The organism is Methanoculleus frigidifontis (genome assembly GCF_030464345.1).
In the GTDB taxonomy this organism is placed as follows: Archaea; Halobacteriota; Methanomicrobia; order Methanomicrobiales; family Methanoculleaceae; genus Methanoculleus_A; species Methanoculleus_A frigidifontis.
Genome location: NZ_VCYH01000002.1, coordinates 269,811 through 286,069, shown reverse-complemented (window position 1 = coordinate 286,069; position 16,259 = coordinate 269,811). Strand labels below are relative to the sequence as shown.

Here is a 16,259-nt window from a genome sequence, read left to right as displayed (position 1 = left end):
TCTGCTACTTTTGTCCTACCCGTCTTATCAAAATTGCCCTCCGGCAGCAGTTCCCGGTAGCGTAACGAGCGTTCTGTAAGAGTGAATTGACCCTGAATCAGGCCCGGATCTGGCAAAAGGAGGGGCCTGGCCACGGATGCCGTGGCGTTCATTCAGCGGACGTATCACGAGATCAGCTCAGTTGGGAAGTTCTTTTTCAGAGCGTTTCTGCTCATGCTCTCAAAGAGCGTCCGGTTGGAACCGCCTGGGCGTGGCGGGTAAAATGGAATGCCCGTGCATCGGAAGGTCGGCCTCCCGGCCATTTCGCCATTCCCTTCCGGAAGTGTGCGTTCCGTTTTGCGGTTGGTGAAGTTCCTAACCCTGATTCGTACTCACCTGGATGAGTACTATGAGGCGTCGCTTCCTGGGTGGACTCATGAGCGTTCTCGTTACTACTCGCCGTAGATCCCCGTCGCGATCTCGTCCTCGATCGTGTCGGTCTCCTTTCTCGTGACCGCCTCCTCCCGCTGCTGCCGCGGTCCCCTGACGAGATCCCGCACAGTATAGACATCGACGGCGTTGCATCCCGCCGCATCGTACTCCCGCTCCGCGATCTCCGCGAGCGCCTCCTCGAGGCGGTCAAGGTCGCTGTACTGGCCGACGGCGATCCGGAATCGATCGAGGATCGGTTCTGCGGTGCAGCGGAAGTCCCCCCTGATCGCGTGGCCGAGGAGGATCTCGTCCCACAACGCGGCCTCGCTCCGGGTCGACCGCTATCTCCAGGACTGCCGGTCTGATCTCGGAGGTGTCGATATCGCCGACACCGAACCCGGCGATGACGGTCAGCTGCATCCGGCACGCTCCATCCAGGAGATCGGCGGCGTCCGGGATAATGGTTTGCTCACCGGCTCCTGCACGGATCGCTTCTGCGGCCGTCACCGGTCTGTCGCCCCGCCCTCCGGCGAGGCCTTCTGCACGACCCTGACCGACTCGGAGGTCGTATACCGGATACACTCCTCCGGTAGATACCGGGAATGCAACCTCATATCGGAGTCTCCGATCTCCTCGATCCGGGAGGACGTTAGAGGTGTTAAAGAAGTCGATGAGGAGTTTTCATCAATCTTCACCGACCTGGCATCGGCACCTCGAAAAAGGCTCCCGAAAAGAACGATGGGAAAGGGTCAACTCTCCCGTTCCACGACAAACGTCACTTTTACGGTGGCACGATATTCCACAATTCTGTCGCCTTCAACCTTCGCGGTGCATTCCTTCAGATAGACTCCCTTGATCTGTTTGATGGTTTTCGCGGCTTCCTTCACGGCATTGGCCGCGGCATCCTCCCACCCGTTCGGAGAAGCACCGATCAATTCAATGACTTTGGCCACGGAGGGCTTACCCAGTGCTGCCATATTCATGCATTCCTCCAGCCCCCTCTTACTTTCCCCCTCGCATATGAGGCTTTCGCATACCCTGCACGCGTATCCGGTGCATGCCGGGTCGGCTTGTCTCATGACAGCGCTTGCACGTGGCGAGTAACCATGCCGCACGCCGTTGGGCTGTTGGGTGAAGTCAGTGCAAGGCACGGAGGGAGATGGGGAGGGTGCTAAGAAATGCACGCTCTGTACGAGGAGGATCGTTACCTGAAGCGGTCAGGGCCGGGCATACGCATCCCTTTGTTTTCCGGCGTTCGGAACAGCTGATGTTCGGTGCGCGTAACCGCCGCCCTACCACCCGCCGAGCACCCGGACCAGCACCGCCACGACCCCGCCCACGAGGCCGCCGGCGCCGGCGCCGATCCGGCACGTCCGCCGCTCCTCGCCGGTCTTCGTCTGCCGCCAGCCCTCGAGGCCGCGGAGCCGGGCCTCGAAGTCCTCGTGCGTCTTCTCCATCCGCTGCAGCGTCGTGCAGATCCACTTCACGTCCCTGCTGATCTCGTAGACCATCTCCCGGGTCGTCTTCTCCTCCGGCATGTACGCACTCCTCCGTGAGAGTGCATAGGCGCCGGCGGGGGATAAGTATTACTTGAAGTAATCTCTGTGCGCGGCAGGATGCCGCTCCGCGCCCACCCTGCCGGCACCCTTTCGGCGATGCGATCGGCGCCGGAAGGCTTCGATCGCCTGCTCCGGTGGCCCGGGATCGCCGTCCAGGCCCGCCCGGTCAAGGCAGATTAATATCCTTCAGGGTAATATCTTTAGATTGTCTGTCATCCCGGGACTCGGCAGGCAGGAGCAGACCAATGGCAGACTTTGTCGAGACCAACAACACCAAGACGGCGGTCCGGGAACTCACCGCTCCGATCGCCGACATCAGCACCTTCGATGCACTCATCGCGTCGGTGCTCTCTGACAACCCCTTTGGGTGCGTGGACTACGTGGAGGGCGGCGTCACGTATGACGGCGTCAGCCGGAACCGCGAGTCCTACACCGCGAAGGTGATCTACGAGGACATCGCGGCCAAGACCGTCGGCCGGATCTCCGCACGGGCGCCGAGCGTCGCCGCGTTCGGTGCCGCGGCAACCGAGCTGATGGGCAACGCAGCGCTCGAGGCCGCGATGGGTGGAGATGCCGTTCGCGACGCAGCGGGCGACACCTACTCGTGCCAGCTCAAGTGCCACGACCCGTCCGGGGAGATCTACTACGTCACGTTCTCCCGCGATGCAGTCCGGATCACGAGCTACCAGAGCGACACCATCCGCACCACGGTCGAGACCTGGGCGGACACCGTGCCGACCCTGGCGTGAGGGAGGGAATATCCCTCTCTTTCCGTCCTGAACGGATGCACCCACGCTATTTTATCTTTCTTTGTACAGGTATCCCACACCCATCTCTTTCCCCGTGCAGCGGCCGGGAGTACGCCGGGTCCGGATCGGAAAGGCCATAATGGGGAACGGTGATGATCGAAGCGTACACCAATGAAAAGATCTGGGGTGATGTCCTCCGGCGAGCGGTTGCCGACTACCCTGCAGCGCCTCTGGGAAAAAGCCGATCCTGCCGATCGCCGTCTCATCGAAACCCTTGCGGACCAGTTCGACGCACTTGACGAACGCGCGCGGAACGCCGAAGAGGAACGCGACCGGCTTCTGGACAGGGTTCGGAACAAGCGTGCCATGCTCCGGGCCGTGATCGACCAGATGCCGGCCGGCGTGATCGTCGTCGACGCACCGTCAGGAGAGCTCATTCTCAGCAATGAGAAGGCAGATCAGATCCTGCGGCATCACCCATTCCCGGCTGAGGCAGCCTGCGATCTCTTCGGGCAGCTCGGGTTTCATCCTGACGGGCAGCCGTACACGCCTGAAGAGTGGCCGCTCTCCCGGTCGATCGCCCAAAGGGAGAGCGTCGCGAGCGAAGAGATCGCATTCACCCGGCCGGACGGCACCGCCGGATTCCTTGAGGTCAGTTCTGCGCCCGTTACCTGTGCTGGAGGCGCCCCGCGGTTCGGCGTCGCCGTTATCTCGGATATCACCGGGCGCAAGCTGGCGGAAGAAGCCATCCTGGAGCGCGACGAGCAATTGAGGAACCTGATTGAGAAATCCATGGATGGCATTCTCTTTACCGACGAAGCAGGGCGGATCACTACCTGGAACATGGGCATGGAACTGATAACCGGGCTGAAAGCCAGGGATGTGCTTGGAGAGCCGGCATGGGAGATCCAGTCGCGGGTTGTGAATGAGGAGTGGGCCAGATCGGACCAGCGCGCACGGTATCGTGCATTGTGGGAAAGGGTGCTGCAGGACGGTACCTATCCGCACCTCAATCGTCTTCTGGACGTGCAGATACGTACTCCGCAGGGAGGCGTTCGCCACGTCCAGCAGAACGTCTTCGTAACTCCCACCCAGCGAGGGTTTTGCGTCGGGTCAATTCAGCGGGATATCACCTGCCGCAGACAGGTCGAGGAGGCTCTGCTGCGCCACGCCGAAACCCTTGCCCGGTTGAACGAGGATCTTGAACACGCCCAGCGGGAGGCGAACCTCTACCTCGACATCCTCACCCACGACATCGGGAACACCGAGAACGTCTCGAACCTCTACGCCGACCTCCTGATCGAGTCCCTGGACGGGGAGGCGGCGGAGCGGGCAAAGAAGTTGCAGCGCAGCATCCGAAAGGGCATTGAGATCTTGAAGACGGTCTCCACCGTCCGCCGGATCCACCGGACGAACCCCGAATGCAGACCGGTGGATCTGAATGCGGCTGTCCAGGGGGCGATCGGGGACTTCCCGGGCAGCATCGTTCTCTGCAACGGGGCAAACCACCCGGTCTTTGCAGACGATCTCCTCCCCATACTCTTCACCAACCTGATCGGCAACGCCGTCAAGCACGGCGGTCCCGGTGTCGAGGTTGCCGTCCGGGTGGAAGAGCAGAACGGCGAGGTGCTGGTAACGGTCGAGGACACCGGCCCGGGCGTGCCGGACGATGAGAAGAGCGAGATCTTCTGCCGCTACGAGCAGAAGAAGCGGGGCGTTGGGGAAGGTCTCGGACTCTACCTGGCGCGGATCCTGGTCGAACGCTACGGCGGCAGGATCTGGGTGGAAGATCGGGTGTGCGGCCGGCCGGAGGAAGGAGCAGCCTTCCGGTTCACGCTGCAGAAGGCTGCGCCGCAGGGCTGAGCGGTCTCCGCGGAAGGAGTGTGCCGGTTCCGGTATGGGGTCGCCCTCGCACGTACCGAAATGCGGGCAAATTGGCGTTCTTTTTCGATTTTAACGAAGGGTTCTGCGGGCGGATGGAGGCTCTGAAAATAGCCGCCGTATCGCGCTCCGATTGCCGGGAGACGGCAGGATCGCGAGGCCATAGCGGCCGTATGAGCGAAGGTGATTTTTGGACGACGTCGGGTATGGGCCGGCTCGAGATCGATCGAGCGAGGGCTTCTGTGAAGGTGCTTTTTTCGCCGGATCCGGCTGGAATTGCTGATATTTAAGTGTTGCTTGACCAAACGCCCTCTATTTTTATCGTTGCACCGCGTAGTGTGAAACAATGACCAGACTTCCATTCTCCCGGGCGCTGCCCATCTGTGCAGTGCTCATAGTGCTCATCACCTGCACCGCAGGGTGCACGGTCAACGTCTCGGTGCCGGATATCACGGTGCCAACCCTCCCCGGCACACCGGAACCGACACCGACACCGATCGTCATCCCGACCCTGGAGGAGACCGCCACCCCGACGCCGACCGTAACCGGAGCCCCGCCGGCGGCGAACGGCACGATCCGGATCGGCGCCTTCAACATCCAGGTCTTCGGCGTCACGAAGGCCGGAAAGCCCGAGGTGATGGAGGTGCTCGCCCAAATCATCCGGACCTACGATCTCGTCGCCGTCCAGGAGGTCCGGGACAGTTCCGGCACCGCCCTGCCGGCACTCCTCGAGGCCGTGAACGCCGACGGTTCCGACTACACCTACATCGAGAGCGAGCGGCTCGGCCGGACGAGCAGCAAGGAGCAGTACGCCTACTTCTACGACCGGAGCACCATCGCGCTGACGGCGCCCGGCGCGACCTACCCGGAGCCGGAGGGCACCGACCCGTTCCACCGCCAGCCGTTCATCGCCCCGTTCGCGGCGCGTGACGGAACCTTCGACGCGGTCACCATCGTCGTCCACACCGACCCGGACGAGGCCGCCGAGGAGATCGATGCCCTCGACGCCGTGGTGGACTACGCCCGCGGGATCTACCCTGCAGAGCAGGACTTCATCGTCCTGGGCGACCTGAACGCCGACGGGTCGTACTTCAACGAGAGCGGTGCCACGACGATGAAGGGCGAAGAGTACACCTGGCTGATCACCAACGACCTCGACACCACCACGAAGAGCACGAACGCCACCTACGACCGGATCATCATCACCGACGGCGCCGGCACCGACTATGCGGGCGAGGCCGGGGTCTTCCGGTTCGACACAGCCTATGGGCTGAACCAGACGATGACGGAAGCGGTCTCGGACCACTACCCGGTGTATGCGGTCTTCTGGACGGGACGCGACGGGGATTGAAGAGATACTCTTTTTTGGGGGGTTTTCGGGAGTGCAGGATCTCGTTGTGAGGTGGCCGGCACCCCCTGTGGCGGGGGACTGCCGCCCTCACGCCCCCGGTGGTGCGATGGGGTGCTCTCCGGGCATTTTTCCCGGGTGTTTGGTAACCGGTAGTGCGGGGCGCAGGTGGGATCCATCAGCCCTGATGCATGCCCTGGCCTTGAGCCGGCGATGCGAGCGGCGGGCGGAGAGCAGCCGGACGTGCTCGCAAGATCGTGCCGGGTGAGTGAGGGCGTCCGTGCTCCCGGACACCACGAAAAGAGCAGGGCGGTTGTTCCGAAGCGAGCAGCGCGAGCAAAAAAGCTCGCCCGATCGTCCGACGGTCAAAATCCGGCTCTTCGCATGCACAACTCGGGGTACCAGTAGATCAGAAAAAGCGGACGCTGCTTGAAAGTTTACCATTCTTGATGACTACAGAGACCGGGAGAGCTACCGTTATTAAAGCTCATGAGAAAGCCCTTGATACTTCAGTAAGGAGGAGTCCCCGATGCCGGCGCCCCCACGAACCACACAGAAGAGCTCCAGCCCCACCGGACAGGACGAAGCGGCGCAGGATATCTCCACCGAAGTCGAACGGCTTGTTCACGAGCGGACGCAGGAGATCCGGAAAGAAAACGAGGCGCTCCTGCGGGAGAATGCCGCCCTGCAGGAGCGTGTGGAGGAATGCCGCGGCCTCCACAGGCATGAGTACCAGGCCCAGGCATACTTGGAGGAGCTGACTGCAGCAAACGAGGAACTCCGCCTGGCAAACGAGGAGCTTCACCAGATCAACGAAGTACTCAGCGCGCAGAGAGACGAGCTGAGTGCAGCCAGGGTGATCGCCGAAACGGAGCGGCGACGCTACTCCGATCTCTTTGATGGTGCGCCGGACGGCTACCTGGTGACGGACCGGGATGGAACGATACGGGAGGCCAATCAAGCCGCGCAGTCGCTCCTCGCCGTCCACCGGGAGAGCCTGCAGAGCCGCAACCTCATCCATTTCGTCGCGGAGGGGAGCAGGGACGAGTTCCTGACCCGGCTTGCCCGGGCAGCGGGCGGAAGACCCCGCCAAAACTTTGAACTGCAGCTTCAGCCGCTTGCGCGAGAGCCGGTGCACGCATCCGTGAGCATTGCAGCGGTACACCCGGAGGAGGCTGACGTCGCGTCGCTCCGCTGGATGGTGCGGGACATCACCGACCGGAAGCGGATGGAAGAGGCCGTGCGGGAGAGCGGAGAGAAGTACCGCACGCTCTTCGAAGCGATTGATGAAGGCTTCTGTGTGATCGAAGTGCTGTTTGATGAAGCAGACTGCCCGGTCGACTACCGGTTCCTGGAGACGAACCGGGCGTTCGAGAGGCAGACCGGCATCAAGGACGCTGTTGGGCGACGGATGCGAGAGATCGCCCCCGAGCACGAAGAACACTGGTTTCAGATCTACGGGAAGATCGCCCTCACGGGCGAGCCTGTGCGCTTCGAAAATCCTGCTTGTGCGCTCGGCCACTACTATGACGTCTACGCTTTTCGCACCGGCGATCCCGGGCAGCGGCGGGTCGGCATCCTCTTCAACGACATACGCAAACGCAGGGAGGCAGAAAAGGCCCTGCGGAAGAGCGAGGAGCGGTTCCGCGCCTTCGTGACCGCAAGTTCGGAGGTTGTCTACCGTACGAGTCCGGACTGGCGTGAGATGCGCCATCTGGAGGGCAAAGAGTTCATCCCCGACACGGACAGCCCGGACAGTGCCTGGATTGACCTATACATCCACCCCGACGACCAACCGGATGTGCTGGAGGTGATCAGCGAGGCCATCCGGACGAAGAGCATCTGTGAACTGGAACACCGTGTCCTGCGCGTGGACGGCACCCTGGGCTGGACACACTCGCGGGCGATCCCGATACTGGACGAAAACGGCGAGATCGTTGAATGGTTCGGGACGGCGAGCGATATCACCGAGCGCAAACAGGCCGAGAAGGAGCGGGAGAGCCTCTTCCATGCAATTGAGAATGAACGCACGTTACTCCAGACGGTCTTAGAGCAGTTGCCGGCGGGTGTGATCATTGCCGAGGCGCCGAGCGGAAAGATCGTCCTCACCAACCAGCGGATGAAAGAGATCTGGGGCATGCCGTTCCCTCATCAGGAATCCGTCCTCCAGGACTGGGATCGCTCTGGATTCCATCTCGATTGGCGTCCCTACGAGATTGGTGAGTGGCCCCTCTCCCGATCCTTAACCACCGGCGAGGTGGTGCTGGACGAGGAGATCGAGATCCTCCGGGGCGATGGAACCCAGGGAGTAGTTCAGGTCAGTTCCACACCCGTTCGGGACGCGTGCGGTGCCATCAGGTATGGGGTAGTGGTTTTTGACGATATCAGCGAGCAGAAGCGGGTGGAAGAGGCGCTGCGGGAGAGCGAGGAGAGTTACCGGACGATCATCGAGACTGCCAATGAGGGAATCTGGGAACAGGATAAGCAGCATAGCACCCTGCGTGTCAATCCTGCGATGGCAGCGATGCTGGGCTACCGTGTCGATGAGATGATTGGAAAGCCGTTGCCGGAGTTCCTCTTTGAAGAGGACATGCCGACCCTCCATGCCGCCCAACAGGCACAGCGGCAGCACGGTCTTCGCGGCAGGTACGAGTGCCGCCTGAAGCACAGGGACGGCACCGCCCGGTGGGTTCTGGTATCGGCAACCCCGCAGTGGGATAGGGGCGGGAACTATGCCGGCTCCTTTGGCGTGTTCACGGATATCACCGAACGCAAGCAGGCCGAAGAAGCGCTCTTACAGGCTAACGAGCAGATAAAACTGGCCAAAAGACGCCTGGAGACCATCATAGAGGCCATCCCTTCGGCCGTCGTTCTCGTTGAAGCGGATGGCACTTTCTCATATGTAAACCGGCGGGCGATGGAGCTCTATGGGTTGGACCATGTGGGGTTTGACCTTGAGGAACACGCAGCAAAAGTGAAAGCCCTACGACCCGACGGCACGCCGCTCCCGCTCGAAGAGATGCCGGTAAGACGCTCACTGCTGGCCGGAGAGAATGTACGCAATGTCGAGATGTTCATTGAAAGGGAGGACGGCGTGCGGTTGCCGTTGCTTGTATCCTCGGTCCCTCTCCGCGATGCCCAGGGCACCATCACCATCGCCATTGTGATCTTTGACGACATCACCGAGCGCAAGCAGGCCGAAGAAGCGCTCCGGCGACAGACCGAAGACCTCACCCGGCTTCAGAGCGATCTGGAGGTCTCAAACCGGGAGGCAAACCTCTACCTCGACATCCTCACCCACGACATCGGCAACACCGAGAACGTCTCGAACCTCTATGCCGACCTCTTGATCGATTCGCTCCAGGGGAGAGAGGAAGAGATCGACTATGTGCATAAGCTCCAGCGCAGCGTCCAGAAGAGCATTGAGATCTTAAAGGCCGTCTCCACCATCCGCCGGATCCACCGGACGAACCTCGAACTCCGACCGGTGGATCTCGATGCGGCAATCCGGGAAGTCCTCCATCACTTCCCGGACAGCACCGTTCTCTACGGCGGAGCGGATCTGCAGGTCCGGGGCGACGACCTCCTCTCCGTGATCTTCACCAACCTCATCGGCAACGCCGTCAAGCACGGCGGTCCCGGCGTCGAGATTGCTGTACAGGTGGAAGAGGAGGATGGGGTCGTCCGGGTCTCGGTCGAGGACACCGGCCCGGGCGTGCCGGACGCGGACAAGGAGGCGATCTTCCACCGCTACGAGCAGAAGAAACGGGGCGTCGGCGAAGGCCTCGGGCTGTACCTGGTGCAGATCCTGGTCGAGCGCTACGGCGGCAGGATCTGGGCCGAGGATCGGATTTCCGGCCGGCCGGAGGAAGGGGCGGTGTTCCGGTTCACGCTTCGAAAAGCCGCGTGAAACGGCCTGGGATGGAACATTTTCCGATCTCCTGCCGCTGTATTGAATGCGCTACGCCATCCTCATTTTTCCATCACCTGGCCGGGAGCGTTTCCCCCCCTCCGCCCGCTCCCCTCCCGGGGGGAGGGCAGTTGTTCTGCAGCGACCACCGGGAGCAACCTCGGCCGCAACGCCGCCGGAGTTCTTGCGAAAAACCCGCAATCTACGCAGACAGACAGAAAAGGGAGAGCCTATTCACGCAAAGGCCCGGTTTGATCAACCTCCCTTGCGCAAGTACCCCTGACCCGGAGGTCTTATGAACCCGTGGTACCCAGGTACGACTCATGGGAAATCCCCGGAGGGCGGAGGTGGCCGGGCAATGACAGAAAAAGAAGCAAAACTGGGCGAACCCGACCCGGAAGACGGGCCGAAGAAGGCCGTGGCACCGGAAGAGGTGACCGCGCCGCCGGAAGAGCGGCCTTTCATCATCACCGGCATCGGGGCATCGGCCGGCGGGCTGGATGCCCTTGAGGTCTTCTTCAAGCACACCCCCCCCGACCTCGGGGCGGGCTACGTCGTGGTCACCCACATGGACCCCGAACACAAAAGCCTGCTGCCCGAGATCCTCCAGCGGCACACCACAATGCCGGTGATGCAGATAGAGCAGGGCATGCAGATCCGGCCGGACAGCGTCTACGTGATCCCGCCGAACACCGATCTCGGCATCTCCGGGGGCACCTTCAGCCTCGAAAAACCGTCCCGGCAGCGGGGCATGCGGCTCCCTATCGACCACTTCTTCCGCTGGCTGGCCCAGGACCAGGACTCAAAGGCGGTCGGCATCCTCCTCTCCGGCATGGGACACGACGGCGTGCTGGGTCTTCGCGCCTTAAAAGAGCGGCTCGGGACGGTGCTGGTGCAGGACCCGGTCACCGCGGAGTTCCCGAGCATGCCCCGGAGCGTGATCGTCTCCGGGCTTGCCGACCACATCGCGCCGGCGGACAAACTCCCGAAACTGCTCGGCGAGTACATCGCCTCCTACCACGGCATCCGCGAGGCGAAACGTGAGGGGAGGGAGTACGGGAAGGCCCGCTCCAAGATCCTCGCCCTGATACGGTCGCGGACCGGGGAAGATTACTCGATGTTCAAAGAGAGCCTCGTACGCGGCCGCATCGAGCGCCGGATGGGGCTGCACCGGATCGGGACGATCGAGGAGTACATGCGCTACGTCCAGGAGCACCCCCGGGAGATCGACATTCTCGCGCAGGAGATCCCCACCGGCCCGAACTGGTTCTTCCGGAACGCGGATGCATGGGGGACCTTCCGCAAACAGGCGCTGCCCGACCTGATCCGGTCGAAACCGGACGACAGCACGCTCCGGGTCTGGGTCTCGGGGTGCGCCACCGGCGAGCAGGCCTACAGCATGGCCATCGAACTTGAGGAGGCGATCGCGTCGCTCGGCAGAACCGACGAAGTCCGCTACCAGATCTTTGCGACCGACATCGACCGGGACCGGGTCGTCGAGGCGCGGGACGGCACGTATATCGCAAACATCGAGACCGACGTCTCTCCCGAGCGGCTGGAACGCTTCTTCACCAAGGGGGACAACACCTACCAGGTCCGCCCGGAGATCCGGGAGAAGACCGTCTTCGCCCAGCACAACATCCTGACCCACCCTCCGTTCCTCCACCTGGATATCCTCGACGTCCGCAGTCTCCTCCTGTACACGAGTCCCGACGTGGTGCAGAAGCTGATCCCCCTCTTCCTGTATGCCTTAAATCCCGGCGGGATCCTCTTCCTCGGCATCGATTACGCCGCCCCGGAGCCGCCGGAATACTTCAGGTCCATCGATGCCGCCTGGAAGATCTACCGGCGCATGCCGACACCCGAAGGGATGGACATCCGGCTGGAACTGCCCCACGCGTTCACCGCCCCGCCGGCGGGGCTGCAGGCGGGCGAGCCCGGAACCCGGAGGGGTGCCGCGGAGCCTTCCGTCGCCGCGCTCGCCCAGGAGTGGCTGCTGGAGCAGTACGCCCCGCCGGCCGTCATCGTGGACGAAAACGGCGATATCCTGTACTTCCAGGGGAGGACCGGGAAGTTCCTGGAACCCCATCCGGGCAAGGCGACCTTAAACATCTTCGCGATGGCACGCGAGGGTCTTCACTACCCGCTCACCTTCGCCCTGAAGGCCGCAGCCCAGGAGAAGCGCGTGATCGTGCGGGAACCGGTCTCCATACGGATAAACGGGGACGAACAGGTGATCCGCCTGACCGTCCGCCCGATCCGCCGGCACGAAGGAGCGAGCGACCTGCTCGTGGTCGTCTTCGAACCGGTGCAGAAACCGGTTCCGGAGCACGGGCAGCCGACGGATAACCGGCGGGAAGAACGCCCGAAAGAAGCCCGGCATTCGGATATCGAAGGGGAACTTGCGGAGACCAGGGCACGGCTCCAGCACACGGTCGAGGACATGCAGGCCTCCCAGGAAGAGCTCAAATCCATGAACGAGGAGCTCCAGAGCACGAACGAGGAACTGAAGAGCACGAACGAAGAGCTGACGAGTTCCAAAGAGGAACTGCAGTCCCTCAACGAGGAACTCCTGACCGTCAACGCTGAACACCAGAAGAAGATCGAGGAACTCTCGCAGACCAACGACGACATGCGCAACCTCCTGCAGAGCACCGAGATAGCCATGCTCTTCCTGGACGAAGACCTCCGGGTGCGGCGGTTCACCGAGCCCGTGACCCGGATCGTCAGCCTGCGGGCCGGCGACGTGGGCCGGCCGATCACCGATCTCATGATCGACATCGAGAATGCGGACCTCGTGCAGGACGCACGGGAGGTGCTCGACACCCTGCAGATGCGGACCAAGCAGGTGCGGACCCGGGACGGGCGGTGGTACGAGATGCGGATCGTGCCTTACCGCACAAGGGAGAACCGGATCGAGGGCGTGGTGGTCACCTTCGTCGACATCACCTCTATCAAAGACCTCGAGGCGTCTCTCCGGTATACCCGCACCTACGCAGAGAACATCATCGCCACCGTCCGCGAGCCCCTCGTGGTGCTGGACGCCGATCTCCGCATCGTCTCGGCGAACCGTTCGTTCTACACGATGTTCCGCGTCGCTCCCGAAGAGACGGAAGGGCACCTCCTCTACGATATCGGGAACCGGCAGTGGGACATCCCGGACCTTCGCAGGCTGCTCGAAGAGATCCTGCCCGGGCAGACGGAGCTCGAGGACTACGAGGTGGAGCACGACTTCCCGGAGATCGGGCGGCGCACGATGCAGCTGAATGCCCGGCAGATCCGGTCGGATGCCGGGCCCGACCTGATCCTCCTCGCCGTCGAGGACGTGAGCGAGCGGCAAAAGCCGCAGGATGCCGGGTAAGCGGGGGATGCGGAAGGGTTCATTGCCGCTCACCGCGAACATACCTTCCACAGTCTGCCCGTTCGGGATGCTGGGCGCGGCAGCAGGGAGTTCTGGGGGCACGCATGATCCAAGAAGAGCGTACAGAGGACGAACCGAAAGAGATGCGCGAACCCCTGGCGATCGTGGGCATCGGTGCATCCGCAGGGGGACTGGAGGCGCTGGAACTGTTCTTCACGCAGATGCCCCCCGATACCGGGATCGCGTTCGTGCTGATCACGCACATGGATCCGGCCCAGAAAGGGCTTTTGCCGGAGATCCTTCGGCGGTTCACCGCCATGCCCGTGCGGGAGACCGAGGACGGCATGACGGTCGAGGCCGACACGGTGTACGTCAAACCCGCCGCGGCGGATCTCTCCATCTTCCACGGCACCATCGGCCACCTGGAGCCGGTCCGGACGCACGGCATGCGGATGCCCATCGACGGTTTCTTTCAGCACCTCGCAGAGGACCAGAACGGGAAAGCGATCGGTATCGTGCTCTCCGGCACGGGGAGCGACGGGACGCTCGGGATCCGCGCCGTAAAAGAGCGGACCGGCATGGTGATGGCGCAGGATCCGGACTCGGCACAATTCACCGGCATGCCGGAGAGCGCGATCGCCACCGGCCTTGTCGACTACATCGCCCCGGCGGAGAGGCTCCCCGAACTGCTCGTCCAGTACGTGAAGTTCTCCATCACGGCTCTTGCGGGGGAGCAGCCCGCCACAGCCCGGATCGAGGCCGAACTGCGCAAGATCTTTACCCTCATCCGCCTGCAGAGCGGCCAGGACTTTTCCCAGTACAAGCGGAGCACTATCCGGAGGCGCATCGAGCGGCGGATGGCCATACACCAGATCCCGAGCATCGGAGAATACGTGCGGTTCCTGCAGGAGAACCCGCACGAGATCGAGATCCTTGCAAGCGAACTTCTGATCGGCGTGACGCGGTTCTTCCGCGACCCGGAGGCGTGGGATACGCTGCAGGAGGAGGTGATCAGCGATCTGATCCCTGCAAAGCCGGAAGGAAGCGTGCTCCGGGCCTGGGTCGTGGGCTGCTCGACCGGAGAAGAGGCATACAGCATGGCGATCGTGCTCCGGGAGTGCCTTGACGCCCTGGAGCGGCCGGACATGGTGCAGATCTTTGCGACCGACGTGGACCGGCGGGCGATCGAGACGGCGCGGCACGGGATCTATCCCGCCAACATCGCCGCCGACATCTCTCCCGGCCGGCTGGAACGCTTCTTCGTGAAGGAGGACGGCCGGTACCGGATACGCAAGGAGATCCGGGACAGCGTGATATTCGCCACGCAGAACGTCATCTCGGACCCGCCCTTCACGCACCTGGACATCCTCTCCTGCAGAAACCTCCTCATCTACCTCTCGGCGGATCTGCAGAAGCGGCTGATCCCGCTCTTCCAGTACGCATTGAACCCGGGCGGGTACCTCTTCCTCGGGACGGCCGAATCGGTTGCCGGGTCCGGCGCCGCGTTCAGGACGGTCGAGAGCAGATGGAAGATCTTCCAGCGGCGGGACGTCACGCCTCCGCAGGCGCCCCGGCTCGAGCTGCCGGCGGTGCTCACGCCCCCTGCGGCAGCGGAACCGAAAACGCGGGATTTTGCACGGGAAGAGGAGGCAGCCTCCGAACTCGCCCGGGAGTGGCTGCTGCAGGAGTTCGCCCCCCCGGCCGTTATCGTGAACGAAAACGGCGACATATTCTACTTCCACGGGAGAACCGGCAGGTACCTGGAACCCGGGCCCGGAAGGGCGACGCTGAACGTCTTTGCGATGGCGAAGGGTGAGATCCGGGACGCGCTGGAATCCGTCCTCGACGCGGCCGTCCGGGAGAAACAGCGATTCGTTCAGAAGGGGGTTTCCGTGCGGGGGGACGGCGGGGAGCGGCGGGTCCTGCTCACGGCCAGGCCGGTCGGGAGACGGGCGGGAAGAGGAGAGATGCTCTACAGTATCGTCTTCCAGGACCTTGAAGAGCCGCCCGGGGAGCCGGCTCCGAAAGAGGCACCCGATCGCGACACTCCCGGGAACGACCGTATGACGCCCCTCGAGCAGGAACTCGCGGAGACGAGAGCCCGGCTCCAGTATACAATCGAGGATATGCAGGCCTCCCGGGAGGAGCTCACGTCTATGAACGAGGAGCTCCAGAGCACGAACGAGGAACTGCAGAGCACGAACGAAGAGCTGACGAGTTCCAAAGAGGAACTGCAGTCCCTCAACGAGGAACTCCTGACCGTCAACGCCGAACACCAGAAGAAGATCGAGGAGCTCTCGGAGACGCACGACGACATGCAGAACCTGCTCCGGACCACGCGGATACCTATCCTCTTCCTGGACGAAGACCTCCGTGTGCGGCGGTTCACCGACCCTATCCGGCCGATCATCAACCTGCAGTCCGGCGACGTCGGCCGGCCGGTCACCGATCTTGCGGTCAACCTGAAAGACGAACGGCTCAGGGCCGACGTCAGGGAAGTGCTCGATTCCCTGCAGGTGCGGACAAAGCAGGTGCAGACCCGGGACGGGCGGTGGTTTGAGATGCGGATCGTGCCCTACCGGACGGAGGAGAACCGGATCGAGGGGGTGGTCGTCACGTTTATCGACATTGCTCCGCTCAAAGACCTCGAATCATCCCTCCGCCGCGCGCGCACGTACGCGGAGAGCGTCGTCGCCACCGTCCACGAACCCCTCGCGGTGCTGGACGCCGATCTCCGCATCGTCTCGGCGAACCGTTCGTTCTCCACGCTCTTCCGGCTCGCTCCCGGGGAGGCGGAAGGGCACCTCCTCTCCGATCTCGGGAACCGGCAGTGGGACACCACGGAGCTCCGCAGGCTGCTCGAGGAGGTCGCCTCCGGGCAGACGGAGATCGAAGGCTCCGAGGTGGGGATCGGGCGGCGGAGGATGCGGCTCTCCGCCCGGTCGATCCGTCCGGATGCCGGGCCCGGCCTGATCCTCCTCGCCGTCGAGGACGTGAGCGGGCGGCCGGCGTCCGGGTGAGCGCCGGCCGGCAATCCCGC

At 63.0% G+C, this 16,259-nt stretch carries 10 protein-coding genes; 7 read left to right on the top strand and 3 right to left on the bottom strand.

The window, feature by feature from the left end; genetic code table 11:
• Nucleotides 1–431: 431 nt before the first annotated feature.
• The 3 genes from FGU65_RS04280 to FGU65_RS04270 form a co-directional block, all read right to left on the bottom strand.
• Complete coding sequence (locus FGU65_RS04280; RefSeq protein ID WP_301663175.1) at nt 432–728, bottom strand: hypothetical protein; 297 nt, start codon at nt 726–728, stop codon at nt 432–434.
• A 432-nt stretch (nt 729–1,160) separates the two neighbouring features.
• Entirely contained in the window at nt 1,161–1,394 is a 234-nt protein-coding gene (locus FGU65_RS04275) for a dodecin family protein (RefSeq protein ID WP_301663174.1), read from the bottom strand.
• A gap of 309 nt (nt 1,395–1,703) precedes the next feature.
• A complete protein-coding gene (locus tag FGU65_RS04270; protein WP_301663173.1) occupies nt 1,704–1,949 on the bottom strand; it encodes a hypothetical protein in 246 nt (81 codons plus the stop codon).
• Nucleotides 1,950–2,027: 78 nt separating this feature from the next.
• Between FGU65_RS04270 and FGU65_RS04265 the strand changes: the two genes are divergently transcribed.
• The 7 genes from FGU65_RS04265 (at nt 2,028) to FGU65_RS04235 (ending at nt 16,239) form a co-directional block, all read left to right on the top strand.
• A complete protein-coding gene (locus FGU65_RS04265) occupies nt 2,028–2,150 on the top strand; it encodes a hypothetical protein (protein ID WP_301663172.1) in 123 nt (40 codons plus the stop codon).
• Nucleotides 2,151–2,215: 65 nt separating this feature from the next.
• Nucleotides 2,216–2,719 carry a hypothetical protein gene (locus tag FGU65_RS04260; protein WP_301663171.1) on the top strand — a complete coding sequence of 168 codons (504 nt, stop codon included), beginning with the start codon at nt 2,216–2,218 and terminating at the stop codon, nt 2,717–2,719.
• A gap of 171 nt (nt 2,720–2,890) precedes the next feature.
• Nucleotides 2,891–4,582: a sensor histidine kinase gene (locus FGU65_RS04255; RefSeq protein ID WP_301663170.1), complete on the top strand. Its 1,692-nt coding sequence runs from the start codon at nt 2,891–2,893 to the stop codon at nt 4,580–4,582.
• Nucleotides 4,583–4,946: 364 nt separating this feature from the next.
• Nucleotides 4,947–5,951, top strand: a complete 1,005-nt coding sequence (locus tag FGU65_RS04250) for an exonuclease/endonuclease/phosphatase family protein (RefSeq protein ID WP_301663169.1) — start codon at nt 4,947–4,949, stop codon at nt 5,949–5,951.
• Nucleotides 5,952–6,477: 526 nt separating this feature from the next.
• Nucleotides 6,478–9,858 (top strand): PAS domain S-box protein, encoded by a 3,381-nt coding sequence (locus FGU65_RS04245; RefSeq protein WP_301663168.1) that lies wholly within the window; start codon nt 6,478–6,480, stop codon nt 9,856–9,858.
• 358 nt (nt 9,859–10,216) lie between these two features.
• The gene (locus FGU65_RS04240) at nt 10,217–13,219 is read left to right on the top strand and encodes a chemotaxis protein CheB (RefSeq protein WP_301663167.1); all 3,003 of its coding nucleotides are present in this window, start codon (nt 10,217–10,219) and stop codon (nt 13,217–13,219) included.
• A 104-nt stretch (nt 13,220–13,323) separates the two neighbouring features.
• Nucleotides 13,324–16,239 carry a chemotaxis protein CheB gene (locus tag FGU65_RS04235; protein WP_301663166.1) on the top strand — a complete coding sequence of 972 codons (2,916 nt, stop codon included), beginning with the start codon at nt 13,324–13,326 and terminating at the stop codon, nt 16,237–16,239.
• The last annotated feature ends 20 nt before the right edge of the window (nt 16,240–16,259 follow it).